The sequence below is a fragment of the Enterobacter sp. 04-C-12-SI-ECC genome, from assembly GCF_047530715.1.
GTDB lineage: Bacteria > Pseudomonadota > Gammaproteobacteria > Enterobacterales > Enterobacteriaceae > Enterobacter > Enterobacter bugandensis.
Map to the genome: position 1 here is coordinate 469,361 of NZ_JBLKDI010000002.1, position 18,077 is coordinate 487,437.

Annotated in this window: 11 protein-coding genes; all 11 read right to left on the reverse strand. The window is 50.1% G+C overall.

Going from position 1 to position 18,077, the window contains the following annotated elements:
* Positions 1–38 precede the first annotated feature (38 nt).
* The 11 genes from tssA to ACMWL8_RS05490 all read right to left on the reverse strand — a co-directional run bounded on the left by tssA (position 39) and on the right by ACMWL8_RS05490 (position 18,074).
* Positions 39–1,634: a type VI secretion system protein TssA gene (gene tssA / locus ACMWL8_RS05440; RefSeq protein ID WP_045259664.1), complete on the reverse strand. Its 1,596-nt coding sequence runs from the start codon at positions 1,632–1,634 to the stop codon at positions 39–41.
* Positions 1,634–5,059 carry an ImcF-related family protein gene (locus ACMWL8_RS05445; protein ID WP_072049663.1) on the reverse strand — a complete coding sequence of 1,142 codons (3,426 nt, stop codon included), beginning with the start codon at positions 5,057–5,059 and terminating at the stop codon, positions 1,634–1,636. Before ACMWL8_RS05445 ends, tssA begins: the two co-directional genes overlap by 1 nt.
* 14 nt (positions 5,060–5,073) lie before the next feature.
* Complete coding sequence (locus ACMWL8_RS05450) at positions 5,074–6,285, reverse strand: hypothetical protein (protein WP_045259663.1); 1,212 nt, start codon at positions 6,283–6,285, stop codon at positions 5,074–5,076.
* Between the two features lie 4 nt (positions 6,286–6,289).
* Complete coding sequence (locus ACMWL8_RS05455; RefSeq protein WP_072049668.1) at positions 6,290–6,547, reverse strand: PAAR domain-containing protein; 258 nt, start codon at positions 6,545–6,547, stop codon at positions 6,290–6,292.
* A gap of 25 nt (positions 6,548–6,572) precedes the next feature.
* A complete protein-coding gene (locus ACMWL8_RS05460; RefSeq protein WP_235428236.1) occupies positions 6,573–7,424 on the reverse strand; it encodes a hypothetical protein in 852 nt (283 codons plus the stop codon).
* A 13-nt stretch (positions 7,425–7,437) separates the two neighbouring features.
* A complete protein-coding gene (locus tag ACMWL8_RS05465; protein ID WP_193055612.1) occupies positions 7,438–9,468 on the reverse strand; it encodes a LysM peptidoglycan-binding domain-containing protein in 2,031 nt (676 codons plus the stop codon).
* 2 nt (positions 9,469–9,470) lie between these two features.
* Positions 9,471–12,101, reverse strand: a complete 2,631-nt coding sequence (locus tag ACMWL8_RS05470) for a type VI secretion system Vgr family protein (protein WP_045259661.1) — start codon at positions 12,099–12,101, stop codon at positions 9,471–9,473.
* A gap of 291 nt (positions 12,102–12,392) precedes the next feature.
* Positions 12,393–13,034 (reverse strand): hypothetical protein, encoded by a 642-nt coding sequence (locus tag ACMWL8_RS05475; RefSeq protein WP_045259659.1) that lies wholly within the window; start codon positions 13,032–13,034, stop codon positions 12,393–12,395.
* 25 nt (positions 13,035–13,059) lie between these two features.
* On the reverse strand, positions 13,060–15,693 hold the full coding sequence (gene tssH, locus ACMWL8_RS05480; protein ID WP_045259658.1) for a type VI secretion system ATPase TssH: 2,634 nt from the start codon (positions 15,691–15,693) through the stop codon (positions 13,060–13,062).
* A gap of 159 nt (positions 15,694–15,852) precedes the next feature.
* Positions 15,853–16,344 (reverse strand): type VI secretion system effector Hcp, encoded by a 492-nt coding sequence (gene hcp / locus ACMWL8_RS05485; RefSeq protein WP_023325816.1) that lies wholly within the window; start codon positions 16,342–16,344, stop codon positions 15,853–15,855.
* Between the two features lie 5 nt (positions 16,345–16,349).
* Positions 16,350–18,074 (reverse strand): OmpA family protein, encoded by a 1,725-nt coding sequence (locus ACMWL8_RS05490; protein ID WP_193051912.1) that lies wholly within the window; start codon positions 18,072–18,074, stop codon positions 16,350–16,352.
* Between the last annotated feature and the right edge of the window lie 3 nt (positions 18,075–18,077).

Sequence of the window (18,077 nt, forward strand, 5' to 3'; positions counted from 1 at the left end):
CCTTTATTCTGATTTTTTCCTGAAGGTATGACTAATTATCATCCGCAAAGCACGGCGGCACGGGCAGGATCAACTGCGATCAGCCCGGCAAGTAACTGGTCCATTACCGGTGTAAGGCGAGTCTTATCAGCCTCACTGCGACTGGCTTTCAGCCGCACGAGTTTCAGATGACGGGTCTGTACCTCAAACAATAGCTCAGGCTCCCAGTTCGTAAGGGTGACTTCACCGGCCCGCTCGCCCAGCTCCGCAAACAGATGCACCGCCAGCTCATTTTTGCCGTACTGCTCCGCGATACGCCCCATCAGCAGGCGCAGCAGCCACTGCTGGCGTACGGTGGTGATGCCGGGACGGGCCTGCAACCAGCCCAGTGCCGCATCCGGGCCTTCACTGTCGGCCAGTGCCACCGCTTCCGGCTCCAGCGCCAGAATGTCATCGTTTCCTGGGGACATCTGTGCGGAAGGAGTGTCATTGCCCCACCCGCCTGTCGAATCCAGCACGCTCTGCTGGATCCAGTTCAGTGTCACGTCATCCGCAAATGGTGTGCCGTCACTGAAGGCCAGTGTTTCGAGCCCGGACAGACGGGTCAGCAGCCCTTTCAGGTCAGCCGCGATAATACCGGCCAGCGTGTCCTGACCGGATTTCGTCAGCGCCTGATGGATATACCACTGCAAATCCAGCCACAGGTGATTGGCACCACGAGAAAACGCGTTGTCCGCCGTTTCCAGCATTTCAGCCCAGTTCTGCTGTAGGTAGAGGCGTTTAAGTAACGCGCGCTGGTCTGCTCTTGGCGGTTCGATGCGGGTGCGGCCCTGCGCATCCGGGGCCGGAATTGCCCGCAGGGTATCGTGACGCAGGCTCTTCATCAGATGGTGTGCTGACAGCCAGCCGTCCGGCTGTTCACGCAGATATTCAGCGAGCACGCGGGCCTGTGCCAGCAAATCCTGTCCGGAGGTGATACGTCCGATGACCGGGGCATCGTAGTGGCTGGCACTCGCAGGGGGTTCGCAGGCACTGGCGTTCTGCGGCACAACCGCATCCACACCACCCGCTTTCTGCAAGCGGCTTTCAAGAGCACCATACAGCGTATTGAGTTCCGGTCGAATTTCATCCGGCTCATTTTCCGTCAGTTGCTCTATCAGCAGCAGTGCCCCAGTGGTACGTATCGCATCGATCCTGACCACTTCGGGGTACAGGGAAAGAGAATCAGTCATTCGCGATCCCGCCAGCCATTCCAGTGCCGCCTTACGGCTGCGATCACGCTGTGGATGCAGTTGTGTACCAAAGCGCTCCAGCAGGCCGCACAGCAGTTCAAGTCCTTCAGCGAGCCCCTGCTCACCTTCGCGGTGCAGCTTTGCCCAGCAGTAGTAGGTGGCCACACGGATATCTTTGGCGGTCGTGGTCAGAAGCTTCTCTGCAAGCTGGCAAATAAGTTCGGTATCCGCACCTGAGAGTTTGTTTACCTCCTCGCGCATCTGCTGAAAGTCATCGTCATAACCCGGGTCGTCACCCTGAGGTGATGGACCGGACAGCGGCTGCAGCCAGCTATCCCAGAGCCTAACCCGCTCACGGGTGGCCGCAAGGAGTGGCTCCTGCTCAGTCTGGCAGGCGCTGAGTAAAGCATTGAGCGTGCTCATCAATATACGTCCTCTGTATCATTGCTTGCGCTTTCGGCCTGGTCTGATGCTTCCAGGCCTGTCGTGCTGAAGATGGTCTCTGGCAGGCGGAAATTACGCAGCTTCAGCAGCGCCAGCGGGCCCTCTCCCGCTTCGGTACGCAGGGTGTAATTGAGTGTACGACCGTCCTGAGCCAGCCAGCTCAGGCTGTAGCTGCTACCCACGCCCGGATAAGCACTGACGGCAGCTTTGTCGAGCAGTCGGATCCATCCCCAGGCGCCTGGAATATCCGCATACTGACGGGTGCCTGCCTGGGTGCTTATCCAGCTCAGGTTCGCACCAGGGGCCTCAGTATCCGCAGGCCAGGCGAAGCGCTTCCAGACTGGCATCTGGTTAACGTATATCAGCTTCTGGTTGTCGATAATCATGGTGGTTTGCATCACGCCATCGGCAGTACCCGGACGCAGTTCGAAGTTCATCCCGGCATTGCCTTCGGTGAAGGCGACATCCGAGATATGACTCAGGGTGTTGATGGCATTGAGAAACTCTGGGTTAAAGGCCAGCCCCTGCGAGTTGATGCTGTCCGGCACCCAGTGGTTTCCTTCTTTGTGCAACACGCCTTTGAGGCGGTTTTGCAGGAACTGCGCAATACGCCCGGAATCGACATTAAGGTATTTAGCCAGCAGCGGCAGGGATACATCACTGCTGGAATTGTTAAATGGATAGCGCCCACCGAAGGCACTGTTCCACTCAGCCACTACCGCCTGTTGCCACTGGGCATTGAGGCTAGCGGCCGCCGGAGCCAGCACCTGCTGCCAGGCCTGTTCCATCGGAATCACAAAGACCGAACGACCAAAACCGCTCCACTCCTGCCCCAGACCGGCAGCAATCAGGCTGCCGTAGTCGCGGGTTTCAGTCAGATCCACGGCCTTGCCCTGGAATACGGTCTGAGCAAGGGTCTGGGTCATGGCCTGAGGGTCGGCAGCATTAGTCACCTGCTGCAAGCGCAGCCGAACCTGCGTCACGCGGGTCAGGTACGACTGCAAGCTCAGCGACTGCGCAACGGTGTTGCTTTTATCCATCAGCGCCAGCACCGGACCAAAGGTTGCATCCAGCGGGCCGTGAACGCCGGCACTCTGGTCAATGACATCCGTATTGTCACCGCCCAGCAGATTTTTCGCTGATTTCACCAGTGAATCCGAAATCGCCTCCCCGGTCTGTCCGGTACGCCCCTGCACATTAAGGGTATTCATCAGCGCCACCAGAGGTGACTGGCGCACGTCGGCCATCAGAGTCAGCTGGTCAATGGAATCCGACAGCGTGGTGGCCTGGTTCCAGCGCAGGCTGTTGAGGAATTCCAGCCAGGCGCCGCCAAAATCGGCAAAATAACGCTCCGTCAGGCGATTTTTAAGTGCTTCCGGGGAGATTTCATCCAGCTTACTGACCGGACGTTTGCTGTCCGTCAACACCCAGTCGAGCTCGTCCCGGCGCGCCTTCACCACCTTTTCGATGGCAGGCTGGACGGCCTGCTCCCAGGCCTGGCGGGTAAACATACCTGGCACGATCTCGGTGGTGCTGAACAGGCGGGCAGCATCAGTATCGCCGGTCATGTCCTCGAGACGCATATCGACATACAGATGTGCCACCTGTGAAAGCATTTTCTGGTACAGGGTCGATTCGCTATTACGCACGCCCATCAGGCGAACCAGCAGGGAACGCGCCTGGCTGACCATGTTTTCATCAGCTCGCAGTTTCCACTCAGGATGTGTGACCAGTTGTGCACCATAAAACGACAGCAGCGACGGAGCCACGCCTAGCCAGATACCGTCTTTCACGCCGTCACGCTTCGGCCAGTCCTGAAGCAGCACCGCGCTAAACCAGGCACCATCCATATGCTCAGGACGCGCCAGCATCAGGTAAAGTTTCAGCTGGTCATAGGTCGCTTTTGCCCTCTGCTCGCGCAGCGGGCTATCCGGAGGCAGCGCGTTAAAGGCACTGACCTGCTTCTGCAGATGGTCTGCAGCCGCATCGCGCAACAGCGGCAACGCGCTGTCCTGATAGTGTGGCCAGAGTGCCGCCAGCAGCGCATTGTTCTGGCTCAGCCCGGCCTTTTCGTACCACGGCACACCATGCTCAGAACGGTACTGCAGACGGGCCAGCGTTTTCTGAAGTTCAGACAGCGCGTGCAGACGCTGCTCCAGGGGCTGATTCTGTCGAGCGGCAAGTTCGGCCTGAGCATTCGCACCGTCAATCTGGCTGCGGTTGGTGACATACGCGATGCTCATCCACATAGCCCAGCTCACCATCGTGAGCGCAGCTGCAGATGCCATTACCTTGCGCCATGGAATACCGGGCTTGCGAGGACGCAGCCCGGCAGGAAGCGTCCGGACTGATTCAGGCAGAACATCCCAGCGCTTATCCATGCCCCAGTGGTGCGGCACGGCGCGTTCTGCACCGGCTGAAGGCTGACTGAACACCACACCGGCCAGCGGCAGCGGGCGGTACGGATTGAGCATCACCGACAGCGGTGCGGTCATGCTTTCCGGCTCACGAATGAGTTGGTCGGCAAGGGACAGTAGGAAGTTATGTTTCACTTCACTACAGGTCTGCTGCAGACCCTGTGAAGTCAAATCTGCCGTCAGGGTGGAGAGTTGTTCTGCCAGCCCCTCGGCACGACAGCCTGCAGGTAACAAACAACCAGTCGCCTGGGTAATGCGACCTTCTGGTTTACCGCCGCGCGTGTGTAGGGACCAGACATACAGGGGGAGTTTCCAGCCAAGCGCTTCCATACGTGCGCAGATGGCATGAGACAGAGAATCCATGGTGCTTTCAGACGGTACCGGCAGCGGCTGTTCCAGCCCTGGCGCTGAAAGCTGGTCAAAGGCTGAGGTGACCCACACCAGACCATCTACCGGACGGCGGCGCAGTTTGCGCAGTGCGGTCAGCCAGACGCTGTCGGCTGGGGTGTTGAGGTCACCGCCCCACAGCAGCAACGTGCCGCGATCTTCCTGCCAGAGTTCACGGGGGAGCTTGGGGGTGAGATGTTCGACATCGGCAGCGTTGCCAGTTACAAGCAAGATACGAATTTTGCTATGCCAGAAATGACCGTAAGTATGGCGCAGAGCTTGTTGTACTTCGGTTATTATTTTTTTACTTATGTCTACTTGTTTCAAATGAGCACTATTATTGTTTGACTGGGTACTCTGTTTATCATTTAACTTACGGAAAAAACGCAATCTTGACCCAAACGCAACAAGTGAGTAGCGACTGACTAGCAACAAAGAGAGGAAAACAGGAACTGCGAGAATGGTACAGAGTACGCGAAATTTTTCTGCTGGTTCCATCCATCCCAGGGATGAACCCCACAGGTAATAAATTAGAAGCAAAATAACAGCAATGATTATAACAAAAAAAACCCCAGAAAATTTAATAAAGATTTTTTTCATATTATAATAAACCTCTAAACACTGGCAGCCGAGTTAAATAAATGGGAATTCAAAATATCATTATTTTTACTTATCAATAAATACTGCCCTGGGGGGAGATGCTCATTTACATAACTCAATTGCAAAAACTCGGTAAGAGGCGGGCACTTACATAAATAGTTGTCTGAATCAACGTACATATACGACGAAAGTGCACTTTCCGACATTACATCTGTTGTTTTTAACACCAGTTTTTTTAACTCTTCTTCATTCAACCCAGAATATATAACACCAGATAGCCCTCGCCCTTCATTAACCCTTCCCCAGAGGAGGGATTTATCTATTCCTGCCCAATCACATTCAGGACGAAAAAAAGCCCCTAAAGATGAGTGGTCACCAGTCTCACCATCATTTCTCAATCTCCCAAACAAAAAAAACACAGATTCAGATTTATTGTCGATTTCATCGTCAAGTAATTCTGCGCCATGAAAATTGGCAGCAATAAGAACTATATATTCATCAGAAGATCTATCCAACCAGTTATCAATGGATTCTGATAAGTTTTTACTAAACTCAATATTCGCCCCCAGATATATACTATCAAGCCGTTCCTGCCAAATCTTTTTTATGAGAGGTTTTAAATTATCATTAAGAACACACACCACTTTTACCCTGGCATACTTAGGCAAAAGGCTTATATGCATATGGATATCGTTAATAATACCCCCGATTATTTTACTAAATAAAATAGCATTTCTCTCCTGCATTTGATAAATGCTAATTAATTCAGGTATTGGAGAATTAAAAGTAAGATATCTGGACATATGCGTTAACTTTGGTGCATAGCGCACAGGCAATAACTTCCCCTCTATGCTATTAGTCACATTACCATTTAAATCGGGCAATCTGACCTGCAACTCAATGACATCAAGATAGGCCCTTCCTTTTTGAAGCAACTCCTGATAATAATCCTGGCGAGTTCTATTCCAGTTAATTGCTTCGATATTCTTATTATTCCATAATATAATTCTGAAGAAAAACACAGCCCCGCAGAAGAGTAATGGTACCAGCAATAACTCAGACCAAAAAGCATAACTATTTTTTGATAAAAACTCAGGAAAATAGATCAAAAAAACACATAAATATACAGCAAGTATGCAAACGCAAATTCCAATTTCAACCCATAATGATAATGCTGTTTTGGATATTTTTTCCTCCGAAGGAATATCAAAAATATTTACTGGCATAAATTCACTCCTTTAAAACACGCGAACCGGCGGAAATAAGAATAGCGCCACATGAACAGCGATGCCCTTCTAACGCAACAGCTAACCCGTTATCGCAATGTTTTTCATCTCCCTCATTTATACTATTTATACCGTGTGTTGGACATGAAACCAAATCAGACTTGCGTGCCACAGATTTACCATCAATGGTTATCTGAGATGAGCCCGTTAAGACAGATCCACCATGAGATGTTTTATCACCTACACAAATAATTTTTCTCATATTCTGATTTATCCAATTTAATATATCAATTGGCAACAGTAACATCAGGAAGTCTTTTTAAAATTACAGGGTTATAACTATCTGGGTCATCAACCATTACTGGCTTTCCATTCATCAAAATGGTTCTCCCATTATCATCTGTTTTTGGTACCTTGGGTACAACGTTGCCTGTGTCAGGATCAACAATAACGATCTGATCCTTTCCTGTTATCTTAAATGCCCCCTGCGCCGAATCAAACCTATAGTATCCATTTTTTGATACCAAAGATTCACTCATATATTTAAGACCTTCAGGGATTGAATAAGGAATTGAATCCAGTTTAACTAATGTATTAAATCTTTTATCGAAAAGTAAAATATCATAATGCCCATCATGTTTGATTGAGTTTCTCTGAAGAGAGTCATATGTGCAACCTGAATAAAAATATGTATAGAATTTTTCGTCTTTCATTATCTTATCATTCTTATTAAGACATATATCTGGATACTCATCCATTCCTGATGACATTAAGAACTGCGATATTTTTCTATTTTCTTTTATTCGAACGACTTGCTGGGCCTGATAACTTTCATCTGATATATTTAAATATACTCCTTTAGGTACTTTTATCTTTTTACCTTCAAAAAATCCTATCCATAAATTTTGATCTTTATTTACTAGCCAGTACTCATTGGTATAGAGTCGTTTGTCTCGTAGTCTGTCCGGGAGATGACTCTGCTCATTTTTATAACGAACATGATCATCTCTATACTCCTGATCAATGCGTTGCTGCTCGCTTCGAAAAAAAGATTCATCTAAAGCGGCAATTGCTAACCAATCAGATTTAACAATATTTGCTAATAGAAAGAATATTATCCATTTAATAATCTTTAACATCACTCCTCCTCAATTAAGGATAATCAAATCCATCAATAAATGGTGTAGGGTCAAGGTGATTAATTATTCCGGGAGATCTTTCTGTTGTTCGTACCTCAAAATGAAGATGGGCCCCTGTAGCTACACTAGTCATTCCATTTGCATTACCAGTACATCCAGTTTTCCCAAGAAGATCCCCACATTTCACGGATACCCCATTGACGAGTCCAGAATGTATTTCAGATAAATGAGCATAGAAAAAATAGATTTTACTAAGTTCACGCCCGTTGTATGAACATAAAATTATCTTCTCTTGTGGTAAATCATTTGTCTGGACGACAAGAGATAATTGCAGACCATACCCATGGACACCCTGATTAGCAATAAAAGCTATACGTCCATCCGCCACAGCATATATAGGTGTTCCAGGTTCTGCTTGTATGTCCACACCTTGATGCTGATAACGATGTCCATCAGGTGCAGTTCTCCACCATCCGAAACTTGCACTTTTAGAACTGGGTAACCCACGAGTTCTGATGAGACAAATACCCAAAGGATTATGCCATTGTGCTGGAGCTGGAGCTGGAGCTGGAGCTGGAGATTGTGAATTCATAGCCGCTACTGTGGGCAAATTAATTTCTGGATTATAATCAGGATTTATTTTGTGAATAATATCTTTAGTAGAAAAATTCTTGCCCCCAGGTTCCACTCTGTAATGATCTGGGATAATAATAGAATCGAAATATCCAATCATCCATGCCACAAAAGCCGTCCTGAAAGAACCATCAATCGAGTAAAAACGCTGCTCTGCATCTGCATTTTTCAGATTAGATTGCAGACGATTCTCATATATCAATTCAGTTGGTTTATTATCTTCCTCATATTTATTATGAAATATTTCTCTTCCATTCATAATAATATCAACGGCCCCCAATGTTCCATTCATATGGACCAGATAGGCAACTTTGACTATTTCATCAGGTTCAAGTGCTCTGATAGACTGTAAGTTCCAATCATTAACTAATTGCTCAATACTCTGACGATCAAGCAATCCAATCATATCAATATTGTATGCTGCATTAGCTCGCAAAGATAACACAGTATCCTTATCGATCTCTGTTATGGAACCATCACCCAATTCTCCCCAAAGCTTTTTATTTTTATATATTAATTTCTGGTAGGAATATTTTTCTGTTATAAATTGATAAACCTTGGATTCAGGTTTAGCACAAAGAGATAACCATGTCTCAGGTTTAAACTGGCCTAACCCTACCGCCCCCGAACCGGTAGAATTAGTGGCGTTTGCTTTCCATCTTGACTCTGCATAAATTAATGCAGCAAGCCCCTCTGGCTGGAAATCGTATTTTTTAGCCGCTTCAATGACATAATCGCGATATTGCTCTGCCTCCGGCGGAAGGCGCAATCCTTCACTGACGTTACCAATATTACTCACACTGGTGGGAGCACCACCTTCGGTTCTGGTGGTTTGGTTTACAGAAGGGGTCTGGTTTTCTTTTGTTTTACTTTCTGATGGACTGGAAGCAGTTGAGCTTCCTTTCTGTTTTGCTTTTTCCTTTTCCTGCTGTTTGCTCGATTGCTGGGTACCTTGTTTAACGCTGGTACTCCCTTTTATTATCATTTCTCTGGACGAGATCCGCAGGCTTAACGTCCCCAAAGGCAATTTTTTATGGTCGGCAATCAGAATGTACTCTTTTTTATTTAAATGTTGCAGTTCAATCTTTATACCTTTGGTACTGTCTTCAATAAGTAGACCAGCAACAACACCTGTGCTGTCTGTCACGTAATCATAGGTCTTTCCATCAAAAGTAACTCTGAGTTTTGCATCTCTAAGCGGGCGCCAGACAAGATCGTAAATTCTCAAAGTCAATTGAGTATCATAGACTTTGTCTTTTGATGGTAAACTCAATACCTGACCGGGCTGGATAATATGCTGCTCTGCTTTAGTGAGAAGCCCATTAATATTGGCCAGTTCATTAATATCAATGCCGAATTTACGACTAATTTTCCACAAGCTGTCACCCTTTTGAACTGTATACTGTTCCATGGCTATTCCTTATCTTGCTCGTTTAATTCACCATCATATTGCGGACCATGTTCATCAAAATCCTGGTCATCATCAACTTCATCTTCAATTCCAAGCTCATTATCATAAGAAAATAGGCTCGTCCATTTATTATCGCCAATTATTGCATGAAATTTTTTACTTTCAGGCTGTTCAAAGCAGCCTGACCCTCCATCATTAAAAGCAGAACTCCATATTTGTTGTTTTGATTCACTATCAAAAAGGCTCACTTTCATAGTAGTTGGCGCAGCATTACCAAAAGAATCTAACAGCATAAAACTCATTGACTGGGGACCACTATCAGGAAGTTCAGGAATATTTGACTGTATAAAAGTTGGGCCACTATAGAGAAGCTTACTTTGCTTCATCATAATATCACCAGGGCAGCCTAACTCGATGTTTCCTCCGGACAGGCGGATGTATGCCCCGCCAGCACAGGTCAACGTTAAAGTTTTTGCCGCAGTAAAAGTCATATCCTCTGTTGTACTGGTCACAGAAATATTTTTCTTAGCTATTACTTCAATATTCCCTGACTGAGCCTGTGATATTAGATCACCTTTGGCTGCAATAGTCTCTATACCCTCAGTTTCGGTAAAGATTGAAATTTTTTCTGAAGCGGCAAGGGTAATGTTTTTCTTTGCTCCTAGTTCAACATTTTGTCCTGCAGTCATATAGATATTTTCACTTGCAACTGTCTGAAGATGGCTACCACTGGTTAAAGCAATACCTTCAGGCGCACTCATCAGTAGTACAGCCTGCTTTAGCGAAAGTAACTTCTCTTCCATCAGTGCCTGTTGTTGCTCATAATGCAAGAGTTGTGCTTTTGCTGCTGATGCAGCCTGTGACAGAGACTCCATTTGACTAACGGCCTGCGTCAACAAGGAATGTGCTGCAGCCATATCCAGCACTTTCCCCTGCGCCTCAGGCTGGCTGTCTGCAGTAATGAATATCCCTTTTCCCGCCCGGATCCCTCCCCATTCATCAGTGCGCAGCTCAAAACCTTCCCCCCGCAATGCCCTTTCTGCATTGACCAGATGTCCTAAATTAAGCTGCGTCTTGCCCCCGTACTCCGTGCTGAGCTTAACGTGCTCCTCACCCCGCTTGTCCTCCATCCGCAACTTGTTCAGGCCGGCTGTACGAATAACATTGCGCGTGCTGTTGGCCTCAGTGACGTGGTCGACGTGGCGGGAGTCGTGAAGGGCATGGGCAATATACGGACGATCCGGATCGCCTTCGTGGAACGCAATGGCAACTTCTGTACCCTGTATCAGCGGAAAGTGGAAACCGTATTTGTCACCACCGTAAGGTTTGGCAAAGCGCACTGGCATGCTTTCCATGCCTTGCTTTTTGTCATCACGGTCGGCATCAAACTTCACCCGGTACATGCCCGATGCATCCTGCCAGGCGTAAATATCGTTATCTTTGGCGCTGGTCACGCGCGCCATCATCGTACCGCTGACCACCGGGCGCTTTTTGGCGGCAGGACGCCAGCAGCGGTTCTCATAGTACGGCATCGCTACCCATGTCACTTTCAAGGCATTCTTACGGCTGCCGTAATATCCAGTGCGGATAATAACAACACCATTCTCCGTTTCCCGGGGCAGCGTTGGCGGAATAGCCGTTTCCGTGATGGTCAGTACCTGTGCCGGACCCAGGGTATGGTCCGTACTGCTGCCGGTCACTGTAGTCTGGGCGGATAAAAAACGTTCATGCTCCAGACGAGCCCAGAAGTTACCTGTTTCGGTTGCAGGGGTAATTTTGTCACCCCGCTCGAGGTGACGCGGACGATAGTGATACACATCACCATAAGTGATACAGTCACCGTCGCCCCGGGTCATGTCTGCCGGTACGGACGTTAGAATATTCTGCGCTTCGCGATGGTTATAGTCGCTGGCGGTGACCGAACGTTCCACCACGTTGTGCCAGACGTGGATATCCCACACCGAGTCAACGGCATTGTCATTGGTGCCCGAAGGGCTGTTAAGTGGCAGTTTTTTACCGAATGTCCAGGCGCTCTGCTTATCCGCAAAGTGCACCACTTCAGTCTGGGTATCCGGTTGCAGGGTGAAGAAGTAAAAAATCCCCACCTCAGCCAGCAGACGTTCGATAAACGCGAGGTCACTTTCCTGGTACTGATTTATCTGTTCCCGTTTTGGGTAAGTTTGTTTAAGCTTGAATTCATATTCCCACCTCTTCAAACCATGCTCGCCAAGAATTTGCTCTACCACTTCCGGCACTGATTTGTTGACGAAGAAACGGTGAGTACGAAACTGCTTATCCAGTAAGGATATAAAAGGTTCCAGAATAATTTCATACGTAACCTGATCGCGTGAACCGGCCAAGCGTCGAAAATTTGTCACCACACCATGAACAATTTTACCGACAACAGAATCTAATAGTTTTCCCACCCCCATGCTCAGCGTAGCGGTTTTACTTAACATCATTTCAGCCGTAAGATCCGGATGTGAACTGGTAAAACGAATGGTGTAATGATAGAGAGCACTCATTTGTTCTAAACCATCAAAACGTTCCACATCCAATGGATAAGGGCAGGAAGGAATATCCAGTTTATAGCGATTAAGGATGCCCTCTGTCATTTTAAATATATTTTGCATTTCTATAATTCCTGTCCTGGGTTAGAATGATTTTAAATAGAACCAAACTCAACAAATATGATGAATATTATCTATAATGTTCCCATTCATCATAAATGTATTTCAAGGCGAATTTATAAAGTCCATAACCTATGAGAAAGGCTACTATACCTGCCCCACCTAGAATGAAGCGGTAAGTATTGGCTGAAAAAAAGAAACAGTAGAAAGAGTAAATCATACTGACAGTTCCTAGCGTCATCCCGATACTGGCTACGATCCGTGAAACAATGATAAGTATAAAATCTTTTATATTCATAAACCTCCAAAGAAGTATTCGCAGACATTATTAAACTCTTCAGGATTTATCTTTGCAATTTCACAAGCCGTCTCATAAGGCCTAACAATGTCCTCAACAAGATAATAAAAAAGATCAAAATCACCCATACTGTTTAATTTCTCATACATTATGGGGTTTCTTTCACGCAAGTACCGTGATGTATAAATAGATCTTGATGCTTCAGCACCAACTCCCAATACACCACCAGCAACAGAACCAGAAAAAAAGGCACCAACTCCCTGAGATATAATCGCCCTACCGAGGTTAACCCCCGTAAGCTGCGAGAACATCATTTTACCTATAACACTTCCCGATATATTTCTTGAAAAATGTGAAATTTTATGCATGTCTACATGAGAAACAAAATCATCTATAAATGGTTTAATAACCTTATAAATAACCTCATCGTTAAAAGTTACTTTTTTAACCAGTGCTGCTAACCGAAATTTATCATTCTGATTCTCTCTGCGGTGTTCCGTATCTATAAAATCATAGCCAAGATAGGCAAGGCTGACGGGTAAGGAAATAACACCTTTCGCCACAGCACCGATAAACCCAGACCCATCGATATGAATGGCCTCAAGCATATCTCTGGCAATCTCTTTTGCGCTGTCCATAATTGCTACCCTTTAGATAAACCAGTTAATCAAACGCCAGCACAATCCCTTCTTCGTCATCCCAGCCCAGCGTCAGGCTGTGTGGCTTCTGTTTCGCGGCCATGTGGGTCAGCAGTTGTTGACTCAGTACTGGCAGAATCTGCTGATTGAGCAGGCTGTCGACGTTGCGTGCGCCACTGTCCGGCAGCAGGCAGGCGGCGGTCAGGGCGTCATACAGGCTCTCATTAATCTGCGTGGTCAGGTCGTAGTGGCGATGCAAGCGCTTGCTAACCTGTAACAGCTTCATTTCCACGATGGTACGCATGGCCGCTTCCGCCAGCGGACGGTAAATCACGGTCTGGAAGCGGGCCAGCAACGCGGGCTGGAAGTGGTCACGCAGGATCGGACGCAGCAGTTCGTGCAGATCGCCTTCGGTGGATTCAGGTTGTTCGTCCAGCAGCTGCATCAGGTGGTCGCTGCCGAGGTTGGAGGTCATCAGAATAACGGTGTTGCGGAAGTCGATTTCACGACCTTCACCGTCGCGCATAAAGCCACGGTCGAACACCTGGTAGAACAGGTTCATCACGTCGCGGTGCGCTTTTTCGACTTCATCGAGCAGCACCACGCTGTACGGTCGCTTACGCACGGCTTCGGTGAGAATACCGCCCTGACCGTAGCCAACGTAGCCCGGAGGGGAGCCCTTCAGTTGGGAAACAGTATGAGGCTCCTGGTACTCGGACAAGTTGATGGTAATCAGTGATTTTTCACCGCCGTACATCACGTCCGCCAGAGCCAGGGCGGTTTCGGTTTTCCCCACCCCACTCGGGCCCACCAGCAGAAATACGCCCTGAGGGCCATTCTCAGATGTAAGACCCGTTTTTGCCGCACGCAGGCGCTGCGCGATGGCCGCGAGCGCCACATCCTGCCCGACCACACGTTTGCCAATTTCATCTTCCAGGGTAAGCAGTTCGGTCTGCTCATCTTTCATCAGTGATGACAGCGGAACGCCTGTCCAGTCAGCAATCACATTGGCAACGGTGCGCACATCCACATCTAGCGAGAGCAGCGGGTTGCTGTGCTGCATGCCGTGCAGTTCCTGCTGCAGCGCGTGCGTCTCGCTCTGACGGGAGATGTCCTGGCGGCTTTCCAGCAGTTGTTCGGTGAGTTTCAGTTCCTGCCCGTATTGAGTTTCAAGCTCGTCGAGAGCAACGATAAGATCGTTCTCTTCCTGCTCAATGACGGTCAGGCGTTCACCATGGCTCTGATTGCCGACAGCAATATCTTCCAGCAGTGCCTGCTTCTCCATTTCAAGAGAGGTGATCTGCGAGCGAATGCAGGTCAGGTGCTCCGGCACGGTGTCGAGGCTCATGCGGACGCGCGCTGCGGCGGTGTCGAGCAGGTCAACTGCCTTGTCCGGCAGCTGGCGGCTCGTCAGATAGCGACGAGAAAGCGTAACTGCCGCGCGTACCGCATCGTCGGTAATGTGCACGTTATGGTGCTCGGCGTAGCGGGATTTCAGACCACGGAGCATCAGACAGGCGGTGTCGTCATCCGGCTCGTCCACTTTGACCATCTGGAAGCGGCGCTCCAGTGCGGCATCGCGTTCAAAGTACTGCTTGTACTCACTCCAGGTGGTGGCCGCAATGGTACGCAGTTCACCACGCGCCAGCGCTGGTTTCAGCAGGTTCGCTGCATCGGCGCCGCCTGCCTGGTTGCCTGCGCCGATGATGGTATGCGCTTCATCAATAAACAGCAGGACCGGGGACGGTGATTGCTGCACCGCATCGATGATGTTTTTCAGCCGCTGTTCGAACTCCCCTTTCACGCCAGCACCGGCCTGCAGCAGGCCCAGGTCGAGGGTACGCAGAGTGACCGTTTTCAGGGATTCAGGCACATTACCCTCGGCAATACGCAATGCCAGACCTTCAACCAGTGCGGTTTTCCCCACGCCCGGCTCGCCGACCAGAATCGGGTTGTTTTTGCGGCGACGAGAAAGGATGTCCACCATCTGCCGGATTTCTGTGTCACGGCCAAACACAGGATCGATCTTTCCTTCCTTCGCTTTGGCGGTGACATCAAGGGTGAATTTATCCAGCGCGTTCTGCAGCGCAGGACTCAGTTCCCCCTCTTCCATTTCCATACCAGCCGGACGCCCGACAAACTCCACTTCACCGCCGTGGTTCTGTGCCAGCTCAGCTTCGAGCTGCATTTCCGGACGCTCATCCGATTGCGCATCCAGCAACGGTCTCAGGCGCTCCAGCTGGCTCTGGCCAAGCGTTAACAACGGCCAGAGGCCGTCACAACGAGCCAGTTTTGGTTTTTCCACCAGCGCCATCAGCAGATGGACGCTGCGAATGTGCTCTTCACCATTGAGTGAGGCCAGTAGCCAGGCTTGCTGCATCAGAGTCTGGATGTCTTCTGAGAGCTGGGGCCGATGGCGCACGGAGCGAGGTTGTTTATCCAGCCAGCCGAGCAGATCCTGCCAGATACCATCCATATCCCACTCGTAGCGGCGTGCCAGCACAGTGAGATCCCCCTCGCCTTGCTCCAGCAGCTTCAGCAGCCAGTGCTCCGGCAGAATTTCGGCATGGGCACGGGTCTGGCAGAGCGATGCCGCCCCTTCCATCGCGCGGGCGCAGTAAGGGTTCAGACGACGTAACAGGATGGCTGGATTTTCCATGAGATTCTCTCTTTGTCGGTTCCTGGACACGCTACCGCCCCTCGCTGTTCACCAAAGCGCATAAGGTCAGGCAGGCAGGTTATGTTTTCTTTGCTGAGCGCCCGCGTCTCAGGCGCTCAGCAAAAAACTGCGGGCAGGAAAAACCTGCCCGCATCAGGATTACGCGGTGGCGCGTTCGTTCCAGGAATCGGAATGAATGATGTTGCCGTCTTTGTAGGTCCAGGTGATTTTTTCGTAACGCAGTTCAACGCGTTCAAGGTGGTTGTGCTTCTCTTTAGATGGATCCTTGATGTCATACATTTCAGGATTCACCTTCACTACCTTCACGTTTTCCAGTTTGGTGTTGAAGTACTCCACTTCCTGGCCCGCATCGTTGATTTTGTACCACTTGAACTCAGCGGATTTCAGGGTCTGACCCGTGGTCACCGCCTTGTACAGGTACGGGCTGGAGGAGTCGATTTCCTTAGTGAACAGGAACGGGGTGTGGATACGGGTCCCGGTCAGCTTGCCGGTGTTGTTGTCGGTCGGGATGTACAGATTATGTTCCTGAGCGACCACTTCGATGCTGCCTTCACGATCCTGAACGTCAACAGACCCTTTGATGTCTGCGCCGCCGTCATCCTTCAGCCAAAGATAAACAGGAATTGCCATGTTAATTACTCCGTTTTATTTTCTGAGACGCCATCATCCTGCGATGGCGCCGGGTGTTTGCCGGGTATCTGACAGGCACTTGCCTGCGGTACCAGACTGATTTCGACACGGCGGTTAAGCGCACGCCCTTCCGGAGTGTCGTTGGTTGCGACAGGGCGGCTTTCGCCATAGCCCTGCACCGCAAAACAGCTTTCCGGCACGTCGCCGGTGTCACGCATCCAGCTGCGCACCGCTTCGGCACGCTTAAGAGACAACGTCTGGTTCAGTTGCGGATTGCCGGTGTTATCGGTATGCCCTGATACGACAATCAGCCAGCCTGGCTTCGCTTTGATGCCAACCAGTGAATTCACCAGCATTTTGGTGGAGCCTGCTTTCAGCTCGAACTTACCGGAATCGAACAGCGACATGCTGTCGAGGCGAATGGTTTTCGGCCCCTGAATGATTTTCTCAATGATCGGTGGAGGCGGTGGCGGAGGTGCCCAGTCGCTGAGAGCGGCCTCAACGAGCGGAACCAGACGCAGCCCCTGATACAGACCCAGGCGATAACGTAGTGGTTCCCCACGACGCAGCCAGTCGTCGAGCAATGCGCCATCAGCCCGCAGACGCTGCTGCGCATGCAGTTTCGGTTCAACTGGCTTACCGCTCAGTTGGTGATACAACGCAAGATGATCGCCAACGTTACGGATGAGGCGCTGGTTATTCACCCAGGACGCCAGCATCGCCAGCGCAAGGAAAATACCCCCGAGTAGACCGGCATAACCCCAGAACACCATCCTACGGCTGACACCATGTCGGCGTGGTAGCGCAGGCAACAGCAGTTCAGGTAGCGGCAGTGGCTCTGTGGCCACGACCACATCCGGTGGCAGCGCCGTCACGGAGGCAATGTGCTGTTGCCAGAGATTGCCCACGATGCCGTTCACCCGCACCATGCACATGCCCTGCACACAGGGCTTCATCACGGGTAACTCACCCCGCCGTACCGACAACAAGTCATTCACCGCGCTATTCTGCCAGGCAAGCAGACTGTCCAGCCACAGGCCCTGACTCAGACGGGAAAGACGTCCGTCTGTTCCAGCCTCCCGGGCCCATTCCGTCAGTGACACATTGCCCTGGCCAGGCTGATATACCTGAATACCGCTCCGCTGGTTTACCGTGGTAAACCAGACAGGCTCGGCTTCCGCACACGCCGACGGTGGTGATACCCAGGTTACGGTCCACAGTGGAGGGATGGAGCCAAATGCTGCGCGGCACTGGACGACAGCACGCTGCCAGCCCCGCAGAGACTGGGTAAAATCATCACCGGATTTGTGCTGCTCAGGCACCACCGCCAGCATGACCGAGATTTGCGACACCAGAGCCGGGCGCACCAAACTCAGGTGCTGCGCAAAGAGCGGTAGTTGCTCTGCGTCCTTTACCCACAGATACCAGCCCTGCCGGGTTTCACGGTGACGGATTCCGGACACAAAGAGCGGAGCGTTATCACCACAGACAAAGATTACCGCCCCCTGAAAATCTTCCGGCGGCAGGCTTTCATCCACAATCTCACGAACAGCAGTTGCCCGCGCCAGAGAAGCACGACGCTGGCACCAGAAAATAACTCCGGCCACCAGAGCAACCAGAAGACCGAGTGCCAGACGGCTGCCCGTGGACAGTGGCCAGAATCCCAGAATGAGCCACAACGCCAGAACGGCACCCAGAGCAGTTAACAGACTTCGGTACGTATCCCGCATCAC

What these genes read in the sequence shown, in the direction of transcription:
- ACMWL8_RS05465 (WP_193055612.1), bottom strand. Translation starts at nt 9,468, where the DNA reads ATGGAACAGTATACAGTTCAAAAGGGTGACAGCTTGTGGAAAATTAGT.
- ACMWL8_RS05445 (WP_072049663.1), bottom strand. Translation starts at nt 5,059, where the DNA reads ATGAAAAAAATCTTTATTAAATTTTCTGGGGTTTTTTTTGTTATAATC.
- ACMWL8_RS05470 (WP_045259661.1), bottom strand. Translation starts at nt 12,101, where the DNA reads ATGCAAAATATATTTAAAATGACAGAGGGCATCCTTAATCGCTATAAA.
- tssH (WP_045259658.1), bottom strand. Translation starts at nt 15,693, where the DNA reads ATGGAAAATCCAGCCATCCTGTTACGTCGTCTGAACCCTTACTGCGCC.
- ACMWL8_RS05490 (WP_193051912.1), bottom strand. Translation starts at nt 18,074, where the DNA reads ATGCGGGATACGTACCGAAGTCTGTTAACTGCTCTGGGTGCCGTTCTG.
- ACMWL8_RS05455 (WP_072049668.1), bottom strand. Translation starts at nt 6,547, where the DNA reads ATGAGAAAAATTATTTGTGTAGGTGATAAAACATCTCATGGTGGATCT.
- hcp (WP_023325816.1), bottom strand. Translation starts at nt 16,344, where the DNA reads ATGGCAATTCCTGTTTATCTTTGGCTGAAGGATGACGGCGGCGCAGAC.
- tssA (WP_045259664.1), bottom strand. Translation starts at nt 1,634, where the DNA reads ATGAGCACGCTCAATGCTTTACTCAGCGCCTGCCAGACTGAGCAGGAG.
- ACMWL8_RS05460 (WP_235428236.1), bottom strand. Translation starts at nt 7,424, where the DNA reads ATGTTAAAGATTATTAAATGGATAATATTCTTTCTATTAGCAAATATT.
- ACMWL8_RS05450 (WP_045259663.1), bottom strand. Translation starts at nt 6,285, where the DNA reads ATGCCAGTAAATATTTTTGATATTCCTTCGGAGGAAAAAATATCCAAA.
- ACMWL8_RS05475 (WP_045259659.1), bottom strand. Translation starts at nt 13,034, where the DNA reads ATGGACAGCGCAAAAGAGATTGCCAGAGATATGCTTGAGGCCATTCAT.